This window comes from Pseudomonas sp. Lz4W (assembly GCF_000346225.2).
GTDB classification, from domain to species: domain Bacteria; phylum Pseudomonadota; class Gammaproteobacteria; order Pseudomonadales; family Pseudomonadaceae; genus Aquipseudomonas; species Aquipseudomonas paraversuta.
Genome location: NZ_CP017432.1, coordinates 2,538,523 through 2,553,610, shown reverse-complemented (window position 1 = coordinate 2,553,610; position 15,088 = coordinate 2,538,523). Strand labels below are relative to the sequence as shown.

General features: G+C 58.9%; 14 protein-coding genes. 6 read left to right on the top strand and 8 right to left on the bottom strand.

From position 1 onward, the window contains the following. Positions 1-139 precede the first annotated feature (139 nt). Both B195_RS11785 and B195_RS11780 read right to left on the bottom strand, forming a co-directional pair. Positions 140-1,504, bottom strand: a complete 1,365-nt coding sequence (locus tag B195_RS11785; RefSeq protein ID WP_003445543.1) for an ATP-binding protein — start codon at positions 1,502-1,504, stop codon at positions 140-142. Beyond that, positions 1,504-2,214 carry a response regulator gene (locus B195_RS11780; RefSeq protein ID WP_003445542.1) on the bottom strand — a complete coding sequence of 237 codons (711 nt, stop codon included), beginning with the start codon at positions 2,212-2,214 and terminating at the stop codon, positions 1,504-1,506. The genes B195_RS11785 and B195_RS11780 overlap by 1 nt, the downstream gene beginning before the upstream one ends. Before the next feature lie 163 nt (positions 2,215-2,377). Between B195_RS11780 and B195_RS11775 the strand changes: the two genes are divergently transcribed. Further along, on the top strand, positions 2,378-2,662 hold the full coding sequence (locus B195_RS11775; RefSeq protein WP_003445540.1) for a hypothetical protein: 285 nt from the start codon (positions 2,378-2,380) through the stop codon (positions 2,660-2,662). Positions 2,663-2,712: 50 nt separating this feature from the next. Continuing rightward, positions 2,713-3,420: a DUF3313 domain-containing protein gene (locus B195_RS11770; protein WP_051060448.1), complete on the top strand. Its 708-nt coding sequence runs from the start codon at positions 2,713-2,715 to the stop codon at positions 3,418-3,420. Between the two features lie 230 nt (positions 3,421-3,650). On the opposite strand, the gene B195_RS11765 is transcribed toward B195_RS11770, so the two are convergent. The 5 genes from B195_RS11765 to B195_RS11745 form a co-directional block, all read right to left on the bottom strand. Next, positions 3,651-5,030 carry an LLM class flavin-dependent oxidoreductase gene (locus B195_RS11765; protein ID WP_003445535.1) on the bottom strand — a complete coding sequence of 460 codons (1,380 nt, stop codon included), beginning with the start codon at positions 5,028-5,030 and terminating at the stop codon, positions 3,651-3,653. Positions 5,031-5,068: 38 nt separating this feature from the next. Then, positions 5,069-5,914 (bottom strand): amino acid ABC transporter permease, encoded by an 846-nt coding sequence (locus B195_RS11760; RefSeq protein ID WP_003445533.1) that lies wholly within the window; start codon positions 5,912-5,914, stop codon positions 5,069-5,071. Then, on the bottom strand, positions 5,911-6,732 hold the full coding sequence (locus B195_RS11755; RefSeq protein WP_003445531.1) for an ABC transporter substrate-binding protein: 822 nt from the start codon (positions 6,730-6,732) through the stop codon (positions 5,911-5,913). The genes B195_RS11760 and B195_RS11755 overlap by 4 nt, the downstream gene beginning before the upstream one ends. Positions 6,733-7,097: 365 nt before the next feature. Continuing rightward, positions 7,098-8,081: a c-type cytochrome gene (locus B195_RS11750; RefSeq protein ID WP_003445529.1), complete on the bottom strand. Its 984-nt coding sequence runs from the start codon at positions 8,079-8,081 to the stop codon at positions 7,098-7,100. Beyond that, complete coding sequence (locus B195_RS11745) at positions 8,078-8,743, bottom strand: c-type cytochrome (protein WP_003445527.1); 666 nt, start codon at positions 8,741-8,743, stop codon at positions 8,078-8,080. The genes B195_RS11750 and B195_RS11745 overlap by 4 nt, the downstream gene beginning before the upstream one ends. Positions 8,744-9,127: 384 nt before the next feature. Here B195_RS11745 and B195_RS11740 point away from each other — a divergent pair, with 384 nt between their 5' ends. From B195_RS11740 to B195_RS11725, 4 genes are all read left to right on the top strand, one after another. Next, a complete protein-coding gene (locus B195_RS11740) occupies positions 9,128-10,513 on the top strand; it encodes a GntP family permease (RefSeq protein WP_003445524.1) in 1,386 nt (461 codons plus the stop codon). 29 nt (positions 10,514-10,542) lie between these two features. Beyond that, entirely contained in the window at positions 10,543-12,180 is a 1,638-nt protein-coding gene (locus B195_RS11735; RefSeq protein ID WP_003445522.1) for an AMP-binding protein, read from the top strand. Further along, a complete protein-coding gene (locus B195_RS11730; protein WP_003445520.1) occupies positions 12,177-12,632 on the top strand; it encodes a MaoC/PaaZ C-terminal domain-containing protein in 456 nt (151 codons plus the stop codon). The genes B195_RS11735 and B195_RS11730 overlap by 4 nt, the downstream gene beginning before the upstream one ends. An 821-nt stretch (positions 12,633-13,453) precedes the next feature. Then, positions 13,454-14,323, top strand: a complete 870-nt coding sequence (locus B195_RS11725; protein ID WP_003445517.1) for an oxaloacetate decarboxylase — start codon at positions 13,454-13,456, stop codon at positions 14,321-14,323. 80 nt (positions 14,324-14,403) lie between these two features. Here the strand turns inward: B195_RS11725 and B195_RS11720 are convergent, their stop codons facing one another. Next, complete coding sequence (locus tag B195_RS11720; protein ID WP_003445515.1) at positions 14,404-15,039, bottom strand: DUF1120 domain-containing protein; 636 nt, start codon at positions 15,037-15,039, stop codon at positions 14,404-14,406. Positions 15,040-15,088 lie beyond the last annotated feature (49 nt).

Below are 15,088 nucleotides of genomic sequence, written 5' to 3'. Positions count from 1 at the left end.
TTTACGTTGATTGGAATGTAAGCTGCGGGTTGTCGGCGTGCTTCTCATCAGACGACAGCCTCTTTTCATTTCATGACAGGGATCCAAACCTGTCAGCTGTCGTGCTCCGGCATTTAAGCAGCCCTGCAGTGATTTGGCTTCATGCCCCCTCAGCCGAACCGGTGCGTTTGATGGCGCCATGGGGCAACTCAACCTGCGCGATGAGTCCACCGCCCATACGGTTTCGCAACAGCAGCTCGCCACCGTGCTGGCGCGCCATTGCCCGGGCCGAGGACAGACCAAGCCCTACGCCACCGGAGTCGCGATTGCGCGAGGGCTCAAGCCGGAAGAACGGAACGAATACGTTCTCCAGTTCCGAATCGGCAATCCCCGGTCCTTCATCGCTTACCTCGATACACACCGAAGTCTGGCCATTGATCAGTTCGATGCGTGGATGCCGGGCATACTTCACGGCGTTTTCCAGCAAGTTGGCGGTCATTCGCTTGATGCCCACCGGGCGGCCGAAATACACCAGGTGGGCAGGCCCTGAAAAAACCACGTCGATACCCTGATCGCTGTAGTCATCGATGACCGTCTGCAGCAGTTCGGAGAGGTCAAAACTGGTGGCTTGCTCGCGCAGGGTCTCGTCGCGGAAAAAGCCCAGGGCGGAGTTGATCATCGATTGCATTTCATCGGTGTCGCGGATCAATTTGCGTTGCTGGTCAATATCTTCAATGAACTCACAACGCAGCCGTATGCGGGTCAATGGCGCACGCAAGTCGTGGGAAATCGACGCCAGCATGAGGGTGCGCTCGGCAATGAATTGCTGGATTTTCGCCTGCATGGTGTTGTAGGCCATGATCGCCTGGCGTATTTCACGGGGGCCTTCGATGTCAATGGCGGGGGCATCAAGGTCGGTACCGAAGCGTTGTACGGCACTGGTAAAACGCTGCAGCGGGTCAGCCAGCTGGCGTGTGGCGAACCGCGCTACCAGCCAGGCAGCAAGAAGCCCCAGGGCAATAACCACGGCAAAACGCAACGCTGCACTCATTCCCCAACTGCGTTGCGGAGGGGTAAACGACAACCAGCTGCCGTCGTTCAGTTGCACCAGCATGGCATAACGCGCTTGCGGGCTTTCGCTAGGCCAATTGGCGGGCTGGAAGACTTCTATCCTGTGTTCGGTATTGTCCAGCAATCGATGCAGAACCGGCGACTGGTTCTGGTCGATGGCGGTGCCGGTTGCCGGAAGTCCGAAGCTGCTCCGGTGTTCGCTCCATAGCACCCCGAGTGATGGATTGCTCGCCGCAGCCGACAGCTGCTCCCGCAGTTGTGGCGGAGCCGCCTGGATGATGCGGGTAGTGGTCGCGACCTGATCCAGCAAGCCGATTTGATCCACTGGCGGTTTGGCCCAGACCCCGGCGACCTGCACAAACAGGGCATAGAGCACCAGCGAAGCGAGCATCGCCGCGACAATGGTCAGGGCAATCCGGCGTCTGAGGGTGTCAGCGTGGGCAATCAGACTCATCACGTGCGCGTCACCTTTGCGTTGAACAGGTAGCCGCCGTTACGCACGGTACGAATCAGGTCCGGACGCTTGCTGTCCGGTTCTATTTTGCGTCTCAGGCGGCTTACCTGCACGTCAATGCTGCGGTCAAAGGCTTCGTGATTATTGCCCCGCGTCAGGTCGATCAATTGTTCGCGGGAGAGGATGCGTTCAGGGTGTTCGAGAAAGACCACCAGTAAATCGAACTCACCGCCCGAGAGCGGAATCATGACATCGGCAGACGAACGCAACTCGCGGCGTGTTACGTCCAGGTGCCAGCCCGCAAAGCTGATCACCAGCCGTGTGTCTTCATTACGGGCTCTTACCGGATCACTGGCGCGACGTAGAACTGCCCGCAGACGGGCCAGCAACTCGCGAGGATCAAAAGGCTTGGTCAGGTAATCATCGGCACCCAGTTCCAGGCCAACAATGCGGTCACTCAGCTCGCCCATGGCGGTCAGCATCACAATCGGAATGCCGGTGTTCAGGCGTAATTTTTGACAGAGGCTGAGCCCGCCTTCACCGGGAAGCATCAGATCGAGAATGATGAGGTCCGGCCGCTGGCGCCCGATGGCCGCCCACATGGCTTCTCCGTGGGTGACCAGTTCCACTTCATAAGCATGCAAGAGAAAGAACTTCTCCAGCAGTAATAGGATTTCCACATCGTCGTCGACGATCAGCAGCCTGCTCACATTAGCGATCCATGGGTAAATAAGGGGGGCTATCTAAAACCATTCTGGCGTCAGGGTCATATATTTCAATCGTGAAACATTGCGCCTGTATGCGCATAAACCAGACATCTCCCGGCAAAACCCCTCAGGCAAACTGCGGGCAATTCATTCCGGGATGCCCTCGATGCCGACCTTGAGCAGCAAGGCCCAAAGCGCCAACGCTTTGATTCTGAACCAGCGCACCAGCAAATTCTGGCGCACCGATCCAGTGCTTTTCCAGGAGTCTCGCCTGACGCTGTCCAGCGACCAGAAATCCATCGTTCTGGTCCGCTATATCGAGACTTACAGCCCGCAGTGCAGCCAGTGGGTGGAGTACTGCCACTCAATACCTGTTGCCGAGCTTACCCAATGGGTCATGGCCCATGGCGAACTGCATATAAATGGTTGCGAAAGCGGCACAGACGCTTGAGCACGACGAACATCCTTCATGAAAACACTCGCCCCGGGAACACCGATCCAATGCCAAGAAGTCTCTCGCTACCGTTACTGGTAGCCCTGTGCATGTCACTCGCCGCTTGCGCCGGCAAAACCGTCTCTCCAGACGAATATTCAGGGTTTTTACAGGACTACAGCCAACTCACGGAAAAAAAATTGCCCTCTGGCCAACGGGTATTGTCCTGGGTAAACCCGCAGCGTGATCTCAAACATTACACCCGGGTGTATATCGAGCCTAGCCAGTACTACCTACCGCTGGTGCCGACCGACCGACGTTCACAGGCAATGCTCTCGGACCTGAGCCATTACTACGATGCTGCTCTGAAACAGGAGCTGGGCAAGGTCATGACCGTTGTCACGACTCCGGGCCCGGACACACTGATCGTCAGGCCTGCCATCATCACCGTGTCGGCCTCAACCCAGGGTTTGCGCTTTTATGAGTGGCTCCCCGTGACGCTGCTTGCCGCCGGCGTGAGTACGGTTATGGGCATCCGTGACCAGGACACACAAATCACCACAGAAGTCGCAGTTCTGGATGCCTGGGATCATGAGGTTGTGGCGCAGGTGGTCAGCAAAGGGGCCGGGCTGACGCTGAAGAATGACAAGCAGGCAATGAGCGTCGATGATTTCAAACAGGCACTCGACGGATCGGCCCTGGATATGCGCCAGGCCTATTTAGCCCACGCGCCCGACCTTGGGCCCTCGCCTTTATCGAAACAGGTCAACCATTGAAGCTGGGGTCTGGCTTGCCGGCGCTACGCGCACCGCGGTTCAACTGTGCAGATTGAATCGCTGGCAAGCCAGGCTCCCACAGGTGTTGCTGCGCCGGGAGTCGTGTGGAGCTCCTGTGGGAGCTGGCTTGCCTGCGATGGCCGCTCCGGGTTTTACCTGATACACCGCGGTGCGTGCATCGCAAGCCAGCTCGCTCCTGCAGGGGGCGTGGATGACAATGGATCCGTTGCCTAACCCCGGTCGAAACGAAACGACGCGCCATATGCACTGGCTGGCAAATGACTGGCGCCGTCTGCCCGCAGTCGCGAACGCAAGGTACCCCGCTGGGGTTCGGTGCGATACAGGCCGCGCTTTTGCAACTCGGGAATAATCAGCTCGACAAAGTCTTCAAGGCTGCCGGGGCTGATCAGCGGGTTGAGCATGTAGCCCGTGGTCCCGCTGATCCGTGCGTGCTCTTCAATCTGCTCTGCAACCTGTTGCGGTGTACCCACCAGAATCAAGTCACTGCCCCGGGTGACGTTGGCAAAGCGCTGTTTGACGTCACCCGCAGTCAAGGGCTTGGCGCTGCCATCCGCTCGCATCACATAGGAGGTCATGCCTTCGGTGTGGGTGGACAGCGCATCACTGTCGGCGTAGCGACTGATGTCGATACCGGTATCACCGGCATAACTGACCAGTTGTGCCTGCAAGTGGTAATTGCTCTGCAGCTGGTCGTATTTGCGCCGGGCTTCAATTTCAGTTTTGGCGGTGACAATGCGCAACACGGTCAGTGACTTGACGTCCTGTGCCGGGCGGCCGAGGGCCAGGGCCTGGGCCCGGATTTCTTCCAGTCCCTGGCGGATCTCGTGGGGGTTGGACTTGGCCACGAAGATCAGTTCGGCGTGCTTGGCCGCAAAGGCCCTGCCCCGCCCTGACCAGCCGGCCTGGATCAGCAGCGGTGTGCGTTGCGGCGATGGCGAGGTCAGATGCGGCCCGGCTACCCGATAGTGTTCGCCGGCATGGTTGATCGGGCGCACGCGATCACCCCGGGCATACAGTTGGCGCGCCTTGTCGGCAACCACGGCATCATCGGCCCAGCTGCCTTCCCAAAGCTTGTAGGCCACGTCCATGAATTCTTCGGCACGCTCGTAGCGATCATCGTGTTTGATCATCTGCTCCAGACCGAAATTGCGCGCGGCACTGGACAGGTACGAGGTCACGATGTTCCAGCCGATCCGGCCATTGGTCATGTGATCCAGGGTGCTGAAGCGCCGGGCATGGGTAAACGGATGCTCGTAACTGGTGGTCACGGTCACACCGAAAGCCAGATTTTCGGTGATGGCTGCCAGTGCCGGAATGATCATCAGCGGATCATTGGCCGGGGCTTCCACGGCCCATTTCATGGCGGCATCGGCATTGCCGGCAAACACATCGTAGAAGCCCAGCACATCGCCGAAAAACAGCATGTCCAGGTGAGCCTGATCGGCGATCCGGGCCAGGTTCGACCAATAGCCCAGAGAGTTGATGCTCAGTCGCTCGTCTGCCGGGTGGGTCCACAGGCTTGGCGCACCACCACAGCCGACACTCGCTTGCTCGTAGAGGGCAAACAACAGAGGTTTGGGATCGGACATCATGATTCCTGAAAAAATGGATTAAACAAGGGACTGCCTCAGCGCTGATTTTTGAAACCTTTGCCGTAGTGGCGCTCCAGGCGGTGCTGGAGCAGTTCGAGTCCGATTGACAGCAGCCAGTAGATAACGGCTGCGGTGGTGAGCATTTCGATATAGCGATAAGTGGAGCGGCCGTAGGACTGCGCCAGGAACATCACTTCCCAGACCCCCATCACCGAAATCAGCGATGAATCCTTGAGCATGGAAATGAACTGGCTGGTGGTCGGCGGAATAATCGTGCGCATGGCCTGGGGCAGGATGATGTGCACGAATGTCGCCGTCGGCGAAAGCCCCAGGGCCATGGCCGCTTCGCGCTGGCCGGGCGCCACGGTCATGATGCCGGCGCGAAAGATCTCGCTCAGGTAGGCCCCGTAGTTGAGCGACAGGGCAATGATCCCGGCGCTGATTGCACCTGGAACCACGCCGATCTGGGGCAAGCCCAGATAGATCAGCAGGATCTGGATCAGCAGCGGCGTGCCGCGGAAAAAAGAGGCATAGAAGCTGGCGATCCCGAAGGCCACAGCGCTGCGTGACAGACGCGTGAGGGCGGTGACAAAACCCAGCAGCAACGACAGCCAGATCGAACACAAACACAGAAACAAGGTGAGCGCGGCGCCTTGCAGGAAACCGTTGGGCCCCAGATGCAGGCCCAACAGGTTGGGCAATTTATCAACAATGATCGAGAACTTCAGATCGAAGCTCATGAAGAACATCACGCACAAACCGAGCAAGGCCGCCCAGGTCAGATACAACCGGGTGCGAAAGCCAAACAGCTGGCTCAGGCGCGACGCTGCGGTTTCGGGTGGTACCCCGGTCTTGGCGGGGTGTGGGTTGTGGGCTGTCATTGGCTGATATCGGCACCGATCCACTTCTGCGAAATTTTGCTCAGTGTGCCGTCGGCTTTCAGTTCACCAATGACTTCAGTGACCTTGGCACTCCACTGAGGATCGCCCTTTTCAATCGCCACCACATTGGGCTCTGCATACAGCGGGTCGCCGGCAATTTTGAAGCGAGGGTCATGGGCAATGCGTTCACGGGCGGTGATAAGGTTGGTGACCATTGCATCCAGGCGTACTCCGCTGCCCAGTGCCAGGTCCTGGAATGCCACTGTTTCATTATCGTACGGGGCGATCTGCACATTCTCGAACGGGTATTGCAGCGGTTTGTCCGTTGCCCCCTCGATCACCAGATCCTTGTTCAAATAGGCTTCATAGGTGGACGCGCTGCCCACGCCGACCTTCTTTGCGGACAAATCCTTGCCTGAAGCGATAGTGGTGTCCTGGGCATTGACCACGATCACCGCAGGCGACTGGTAATACTCCACCGGAAAATCGAACACTTCGGCGCGAGCCTTGCTCGGCGTCATGGAGCACACGCAGATGTCGTAGCGCCCGCTCCAGCGGCCGGCTGCGATCACATCCCAGGAAGGCGTTTGCAGCTTGAGTTTCACCCCGAGCCGTTGCGCTACGGCCTTGGCGACATCAACATCAAAGCCGTCCAGCTGGTTCTGCTCGTTGAGAAAAGAGAACGGCGGATAGCTCTCCATCAATACCCCTCTGAGCTCACCTTTTTCGATGACGCGATCCAGAGTGGAGCCGGCAAAAGCGTTGGTGCAGGTTGCGAGCAAAGCGAGGCTAAAAGGTAAGAGCGCTGCGGTTTTCAAAGACAAATACTCCAATCTGTTCAGAATGACCTGGATAGATTAAAACGCACTATAAATCGCGCTTGTACTTGTTTTATGGAATAAAAAGCTCGCTTCCAGCTATATCGCGTGACGGCTCGAAGCAGGCTTTGACCGGCTACCTCCAGTGGCTCTGCGCCTGCGCCCGGGCGTTCTGGAACACCGTGACCGAGATCATTTGCCGTTTCATTGCGCTGGGTGCGTCGACTGTCCAGGGCGCACCGCCGAGTCCCGCAGCCAATAACCGGTCTGCGGCTCAACAATTTTTATTCCCGGATAGCTGGGCAACACCTGTTTGATGCGCGACGCCGCGCTGATGCTTGGCGTCGCTAGGGGGATTGAGCCGCTTACTTGATACCCTGGCCCAGGATCACGCCATTGACCGACTCGCCGTACAGGTTAACGCCGTCGCCCTCATGGTATTTCTTGCGGGTTTTTTCAACCGAGTTGTCCACCAGACGCGGATCCTGAGGCCGCTCCTGGCTATTGATGTAGGCGGCTACATCCCAGGCTTGAGCATCGGTCAGCGAACCGCCCTTGCCCAGCGGCATGTTTTGTTTGATAAACCCGGCGGCCGTATTGATACGGTGCATCCCCGCACCCCAGTTGTAAGAATCCTTACCCCACAGTGGTGGAAACACGTAGGTATCAGCAGACTTTTGCCCCTGCCCTTCTGCGCCATGGCAGATAGCACATTGATCGGCATAAATCTGTTTGCCTTTGACCAGGTCATAGCCTTTTTCCGGTGCAGGAATGACCGGGTACAGGCGCCCGGGCAGATCCACGCCCACAGGCGCCGTGGTCGCCAGCCAGTAGGCATAGGTGCTCAAGGCCTTGATCACATGACTGTCACTGGCGGGTGCCTTGCCATTCATGCTGAATTCAAAGCAACCCTGCATGCGCTCGGCAAAGGTATTGACCTTGTTGTTCTTTTTTCGATACGCCGGGTACATGCCATAAGCTCCCCAAAGCGGAGCGGACCCTGCCTTGCGACCTTGATCCAGGTGGCAATTGGTGCAGTTGAGGCCGTTGCCGACATAGTCAGCGGCATTTTTCTGGGTATTGACGAAAATATCTCGCCCTTCGCGCACCAGCACGCCAAAGGCGTTATCCGGCAACTCCGACTCCTGGGGCGGGGTAAATACCAGTGGGCCGGAAGGCTTGGCCGGCGCAGCCGCCACGCCAGCGTCAGGGTGCGCATCAGCCACCCCGGCAGCGGCGCTCGGGGCCTTGGCCACGGGTGTCATGCCGCGCTCTTCGTACCAGGTTTTGGCAGCCAGAAGCGGTACGGCGACGACCACGGCGATCAGTACTTTGGCAGGAAAGTTCATTGTTTGGCTCCCCCGCTCAGGCTGGCGAAATAGGTGGACAGATCTTTGATTTCGGCATCGGTCAGGGAGCGCGCGATATGGCCCATCAGGTCATTGGGGTCATTCTTGCGGGTACCACTGCGCCACGCATTCAACTGGGCTGCGATGTAAGTCGCGGACTGCCCCAGCAGCGGAGGGAAACTCTGGCCAACGCCAGTGTCACTCACGCCGTGACACGCGACACAGGCCGGAATATTGCGACTCCAGTCGCCCTGCTTGACCAGTTTTTCCGCTGCCCCGCCAACACTGCCGGTGGCGGCTAAATCAACCGCCGGGGCCGGGACAGCCATGGTGCTCAGGTAGCTGGCAACTGCCTGTTCTTCGCTTTCGCTGAGGGCTGATGCGATGGGTTGCATCACCGCGTTGGCCCGTTTGCCGGAGCCAAAGTCCTCAAGCTGCTTGACCAGATAACCCTGGGGCAGCCCCGCCAGACGCGGGAAACCTGCGCTATCGGTACCCAGGCCATTGGCGCCATGACAGGTGGTGCAGGCCATGGCTAGCGGGGACTCGCCCCCCTGGGTGTAGATTTTTTGTCCTTGTGGATCGGCATTTGCCGCGGTCGCCAGCATAAAAACACAGGCGCTTACGCTGGTCTTGAGGCGGACTCTCGTTGCAAGACTCATGGTTCTGGACTCCTTCTTATTGGCTAATTCACGGCGTCAACCCACCTCGTGCAAGGTGTGTGAATTGAAAGCGACTGATTGCGCCGTAATATTTTTTAGGAATATCTTTATACCTAAAAGTAATACTGTCAATTTGCCCTGCTCTCCAGACCACGTGTTCAGCTGCTCTCACTCCACAGAACCTGCCGCCCATGGGTCAAATAAACCCCTACTGAGTAGGTATATACGACTCAGGGCGCCGCACATTTGCAGTCGTCGTTTATGAGTGAACACGACCCGGGGGCCCGGGCCGGTTGACAGGCCATTGCCCCTGCACTAGGTTGACGCAAACGTAAACGTCAGGCAGCACCGCACGCCAAAACAATAATTATAAGAGAGCCACCCATGAGCACGATGGCGATACTGATATCCCTTCTGTTGTTGATGTTTCTCGCCTACCGGGGCGTGACCGTACTGATCCTGGCGCCGCTGATGGCAGCCCTGGCGGTACTGCTCAGCGGTGGCGCGACGCACATCATGCCCACTTACACCCAGCTGTTCATGAAGGAGCTGGGCCTGTACCTGATCAAGTTCTTCCCTCTGTTCATCCTCGGCTCGCTGTTTGGCAAGCTGGTGGCTGACTCAGGGGCCGCGCATACCATTGCCGACTGGTTCATGCGGCGCCTGGGCCGGCGCCATGTGATTCTCACGGTAGTGCTGGCCTGCGCTCTGCTGACATACGGAGGCGTGTCGCTGTTTGTGGTTGCTTTCGCCGTGTATCCGATCGGAGCGGTGATTTTTCGCGAGTCCGGCACTCCCAAACGCTACATGCCTGCCGCCATCGCCCTGGGTGCCTTCACTTTCACCATGACCGCCCTGCCCGGCGCGCCGTCGATCCAGAACGCCATTCCCACGGCCTACCTCGGCACCACCACCTTTGCCGCACCGGGCCTGGGCATCATCGCTTCGGTAGTGATGTTGTGGCTGGGCACCTGGATCTTGCAGTCACGGGCGCGCAAGGCGATGGCCAACGGTGAAGGCTACGGTGACCATGACATTGAAATCCCGTCGAACGACGCAGTACCCAGGCCCGGACTGCTGGTAGCGCTGCTGCCCATCATTGTGGTGATCGGCCTGAATGCGGCCTTCAGCTACTGGATTCTGCCTTCGCTGGACCTCAGTGTTCTGCGCGAGGAGCGCTTTGGCAGCATCGATCCTGCCAGCGTGGTGGGGCTCTGGTCGGTATTGTTGGCACTGATGTGCGCGATCGTGTTCGTGATCGTGCTCAACTGGAAGCGCTGGGACAACCTGACGACCACCATCAACAAGGGCAGCCTTGGCGCAATGCTGCCGATCTTCAACACCGCCTCGGAAGTGGCCTATGGCGCGGTGATCGCCGGCCTGGCCGGTTTTGCGGTGATCAAGGCTGCCATTCTCAATTTTTCGCCGGAGCACCCGCTGATATCCACCGTCCTCAGCATGAACGTGCTGGCGGGAATCACCGGTTCCTCATCCGGCGGCCTGAGCATCGCCTTCCGCACCCTCGGCAGTGATTATCTGCGCATGATCGAGGCCGCCGGTATCAGCCCGGAACTGTTTCACCGGGTGGCCACCATTGCTGCCGGCGGCCTGGATACCCTGCCCCACTCGGGAGCAGTAATCACCCTGCTGGCAATCTGCGGCCTCAGCCACCGCCAGTCATACCCACAAATTTTCATGATGACGACCGTGGTACCACTCACTGCCTTGCTGGTGGTGCTGGTACTGGGCTCGACGTTCGGCAGTTTCTGATCCAGGCCTACCACCAGAAGGATTTGACCATGACTACCCCGCACGCCGCTGTCAGACACCCGCAGTGGGAGACGGCCCCGCGTTTCAACATCGCCCGGGCCTGTTGCGACCGCTGGGCCGCCGAACCCGGGCGCATTGCGATTATTCAGAAAAACGCCGATGGCTCGGTACAACAGCACAGTTTCCTGACCTTGCAACAGCAAGCCAACCGCCTGGCCAACAGCTTGCGCGAACAAGGTGTGCAGCCCGGCGACCGGGTCGGGATCATGCTGCCCCAGGGGCTGGAGGCCGGAACCGCACACATTGCCCTGTACAAGCTGGGGGCAATTGCAGTTCCGCTGTTCAAGCTGTTCGGCAGCGATGCCATCGAGCATCGCGCCTCGAACTGTTCAATGGGTGTGCTTATCACCGATAACAGCGGCCTGCAAAAGATTGAAAAGGTATGGGACCGTCTCCCCGATTTGAAGCTGTGCTATGTCATCGACCCGATCACGCAGCGGGCCGGGGTGCTGGATTATCATGCCCGGCTCAAGGACCAGAGTGACCAGTTCGAGACCCTCGACACCGGCGCTGAAGACCCGGCCCTGATCATCTATACCTCCGGCACTACCGGTCACCCCAAAGGTGCACTGCATGCCCATCGCGTATTGCTCGGCCACTTGCCGGGGGTACGCAGCTCCCACGACGACTTCCCCCAGCCCGGCGACCGGATGTGGACCCCGGCTGACTGGGCATGGATTGGCGGCCTGCTGGACGTACTGTTGCCTGCCTGGTACCACGGGGTACCGGTGGTGGCCTACCGTGCCGAAAAGTTCGTCGCTGAAGAGGTGTTCGAGCTGATTGAAGAACTGCAGATCAAAAATGTCTTTTTCCCGCCGACCGCACTCAAGCTATTACGTCCTGTAGAAAACCCGCAGCAACGCTGGCAGCTGGCACTGCGCTCGGTTGCCAGCGGCGGCGAGTCGCTGGGCGACGAATTGCTGGCCTGGGGCGATCAGGCACTGGGGGTGCGGATCAACGAATTCTATGGCCAGACCGAATGCAACCTGGTGGTGTCCTCCTGCGCCTCCCTGGGTGTCTGCCGGCCACATGCAATAGGTCGGGCCGTCGAAGGTTTCAACGTTGCCATCATCGACGACTACGGGGTGGTCGTACCCACCGGGGACTCGGGGCATATTGCCGTGGCGACGCCCAACGGCAGCCAGATGCTGCGCTATTGGCAGAACACTGCGGCCACTGAAGAGAAATACCTCAACGGCTGGCTGGTGACCGGCGACAAAGGCTCGATGGATGAAGACGGCTATATCTTCTTTCTCGGGCGCAACGATGACGTCATCACCAGCGCCGGCTATCGCATCGGCCCGACGCCGATCGAAGACTGCCTGATCAAGCATCCGGCGGTAAAAATGGCTGCGGCTATCGGCAAGAAAGACCCGATTCGCACTGAAGTGGTGAAGGCATTTGTGGTCCTCAATGCCGGCTATGCCGCCAGCGCCGAGACCGTAGGGCAACTGCAGGCCCATGTCCGGGCCCAGCTGGCTGCCCACGAATACCCCCGGGAAATCGAGTTCCTCGACGAACTGCCGATGACCACCACCGGCAAAATCATTCGCAAGGCCCTACGCGAACGCGAAGAGCACCGAACAGCCATGGAGCTTGATGTATGAACTTTGTAGGAAAAGCATTCGACGAAATCACCGAGGGTGAGACCTTTGGCCAGTCGCTGACCATCGACGCCTCCCATATCAGTCGTGCCTGCGGCATGTTTGGCGACTTCAACCCGTTGCACAGCGATGCCGAATTCTGCGCCGCCAGCCGTTTCGGCCGGCCAATCCTGCACGGGCCGATGACCGGCGCCTTTATGTCGGCCTCCATCGGCATGTACTTCTACGGCACAGCCGTGGCTTACCTTGAACATAATTGCCGGTTCGTCGCCCCGGTGTTTGCCGGGGACACTCTGAGGGTGCAATGGACCATCACCGAAACCCTGAACAAACCCAGGAGCAACGGCGGCATTGCCGTACTCACCGGCCTGTGCAGCAACCAGCGCGGCGAGCAGATCGCCGAGGCCAGCGGCAAGATCCTGCTCAGTAACCGGGCAGTGATGGATGCACGCTGACACTACAGATCAATGGCCAGGCTCGCTGCGCTTGTTGCATGCCGATATGACGCTTAAACCGTGTGGGAGCTGGCTTGCCAGCGATGGCGGTGTGTCAGTCATTACATCCGACAAGGACATTGCGCCATCGCGAGGCAAGCTCGCCCCCACAAATGCCGCTATCACCCTGTGGGAGCTGGCTTGCCAGCGATGGCGGTGAGTCAGTTATTTCATCCGGCAAGGACATTGCACCATCGCGAGGCAAGCTCGCTCCTACAGATGAAGCTCCACCCTGTGGGAGCTGGCTTGCCAGCGATGGCGGTGTGTCAGTCATTTCATCCGGCAAGGACATTGCGCCATCGCGAGGCAAGCTTGCTCCTACAGATGCAGCTCCACCCTGTGGGAGCTGGCTTGCCAGCGATGGCGGTGAGTCAGTCCTTACATCCGACAAGGACATTGCGCCATCGCGAGGCAAGCTTGCTCCTACAGATGCCGCTTACACCCTGTGGGAGCTGGCTTGCCAGCGATGGCGGTGTGTCAGTCATTTCATCCGGCAAGGACATTGCGCCATCGCGAGGCAAGCTCGCTCCTACAAATGCCGCTTTCACCCTGTGGGAGCTGGCTTGCCAACGATAGCGGTGTGTCAGTCATTTCATCCGGCAAGGACATTGCGCCATCGCGAGGCAAGCTCGCTCCTACACTTGCCAGGAGCAAAGCCTGCGCTTGGCGCATACCCCATGCTTAAACGTCATGATCCCCGGTTTTCTTGCGTGATAGTCTTGCCGCACTATGAACAGCGGGCATTGATCGTATTTTGACGATGGCCAGAACCAGGAAAGAACATGTCCAAAATTTCCCACTCAGATCTTCGTCGCAATTTTCGTGAACTGCTGGCCACGCCAATGTGCGTCGAAACTGCTTCTGTTTTCGACCCCATGTCCGCCCGCATCGCTGCCGATCTTGGTTTTGAGGTCGGCATCCTGGGCGGCTCGGTAGCGTCGCTGCAGGTACTGGCAGCCCCCGATTTTGCGTTGATCACCCTGAGTGAGTTCGTTGAACAGGCCACCCGCATCGGCCGAGTGGCCCAATTGCCCTTCATAGCTGATGCCGACCATGGCTATGGCAATGCCCTGAATGTGATGCGCACCGTCGAAGAACTGGAGCGCGCCGGGGTTGCGGCACTGACCATTGAAGACACCCTGCTGCCCGCCCAGTTCGCGCGCAAATCCACTGACCTGATTTCCATCGAGGAAGGCATTGGCAAGGTCAAGGCCGCCCTGGAAGCCCGTGTCGATCCCGGTCTCTCAATCATTGCCCGGACCAATGCCGGGGTGTTGCCAACCAGTGCCATTATCGAACGCACCCTGGCCTACGAGAAAGCCGGTGCCGATGGTATCTGCATCGTCGGCATCAAGGACTTCGAGCACCTTGAGCAGATCTCGGAAAAACTCAGCGTGCCCTTGATGCTGGTGACTTACGGCAACCCCGAACTCAATGACAGCCAGCGCCTGGCAAGTCTGGGCGTGCGCGTGGTGGTGGCCGGACATGCAGCCTACTTTGCCGCCATCAAGGCCACCTACGACAGCCTGCGGGCCCAGCGCCAGCTGACCCACAGCACCTCCAATCTGAGCGCCACAGAATTGACCCACACCTATACGCTGCCGGAAAACTATGTGGCCTGGGCCAAGGAGTTCATGGATGTACAAGAGTGATCAGTGCTCGCCTCGCTACGCCAACCAGTAACCACCCGTACACGCTTCGGCCGGTCTTGTACTGCTGACCGGCCAATGGCCTACAGGTAGATGATCTCCACCGTTGCGCTGGCGTCCAGCTGGATCACCCGGGTCTGGTCCAGAGTATCGAGCGGCGCAATGCGCGTGCTCAGCAGCAACTGTCCGGAGTAACTGGCAAATGCCCCGAGGGTGCCGGTTCCGGGAGCGGCAAATGCCAGTACGAAACGGTTGTCGACGATACCAGTGAGGTTGGGTATCCAGGTGGCACTTCCTGTCTGCCTGGAGATGGCTGATACGGTTTGCCCGTCAGCGACAGTGGCATCACCGTAGAGGATCTCCAGGCTGCCAATCGGCGCACCCCGGCCATCCTTGCCCATGCTGAAATACTGCGTGCCCACAGGCAGGCTGCCATAGGCGGCGTGGTTGTCGGTCCATTGCAGGCCAACCGGCACCGCATACCCGCAACTGATCGACCAGCCCAGGTTCCTGGCCGGCAACAGGGTTTCACGGCTGCTATCGGCGTTCAGGTCACTGCGCTGCAGCACCCCGTAGTCAACGTGACCGCCATTCTCCAGACGGATATCACAGGCCGCCGGGTGAGTGGTGGCGCTAATACTCAGGTCTACGCTGGAGGCACTCTGTGCAGTGCCCGCAACAACCAACAACAGCAGGAGCAAGCTAGTTAAGGGACGCATAAAATCACCTGTTGCAAAATTTGATGAGGCCTAGGGGCATAAGCATGGC

Bases quoted from the DNA above. Each gene is read 5' to 3' on its own strand.
- B195_RS11735 (WP_003445522.1), top strand. From the start codon at position 10,543: ATGACTACCCCGCACGCCGCTGTCAGACACCCGCAGTGGGAGACGGCC.
- B195_RS11770 (WP_051060448.1), top strand. From the start codon at position 2,713: ATGCCAAGAAGTCTCTCGCTACCGTTACTGGTAGCCCTGTGCATGTCA.
- B195_RS11725 (WP_003445517.1), top strand. From the start codon at position 13,454: ATGTCCAAAATTTCCCACTCAGATCTTCGTCGCAATTTTCGTGAACTG.
- B195_RS11730 (WP_003445520.1), top strand. From the start codon at position 12,177: ATGAACTTTGTAGGAAAAGCATTCGACGAAATCACCGAGGGTGAGACC.
- B195_RS11785 (WP_003445543.1), bottom strand. From the start codon at position 1,504: ATGAGTCTGATTGCCCACGCTGACACCCTCAGACGCCGGATTGCCCTG.
- B195_RS11750 (WP_003445529.1), bottom strand. From the start codon at position 8,081: ATGAACTTTCCTGCCAAAGTACTGATCGCCGTGGTCGTCGCCGTACCG.
- B195_RS11745 (WP_003445527.1), bottom strand. From the start codon at position 8,743: ATGAGTCTTGCAACGAGAGTCCGCCTCAAGACCAGCGTAAGCGCCTGT.
- B195_RS11760 (WP_003445533.1), bottom strand. From the start codon at position 5,914: ATGACAGCCCACAACCCACACCCCGCCAAGACCGGGGTACCACCCGAA.
- B195_RS11720 (WP_003445515.1), bottom strand. From the start codon at position 15,039: ATGCGTCCCTTAACTAGCTTGCTCCTGCTGTTGTTGGTTGTTGCGGGC.
- B195_RS11775 (WP_003445540.1), top strand. From the start codon at position 2,378: ATGCCGACCTTGAGCAGCAAGGCCCAAAGCGCCAACGCTTTGATTCTG.
- B195_RS11765 (WP_003445535.1), bottom strand. From the start codon at position 5,030: ATGTCCGATCCCAAACCTCTGTTGTTTGCCCTCTACGAGCAAGCGAGT.
- B195_RS11740 (WP_003445524.1), top strand. From the start codon at position 9,128: ATGAGCACGATGGCGATACTGATATCCCTTCTGTTGTTGATGTTTCTC.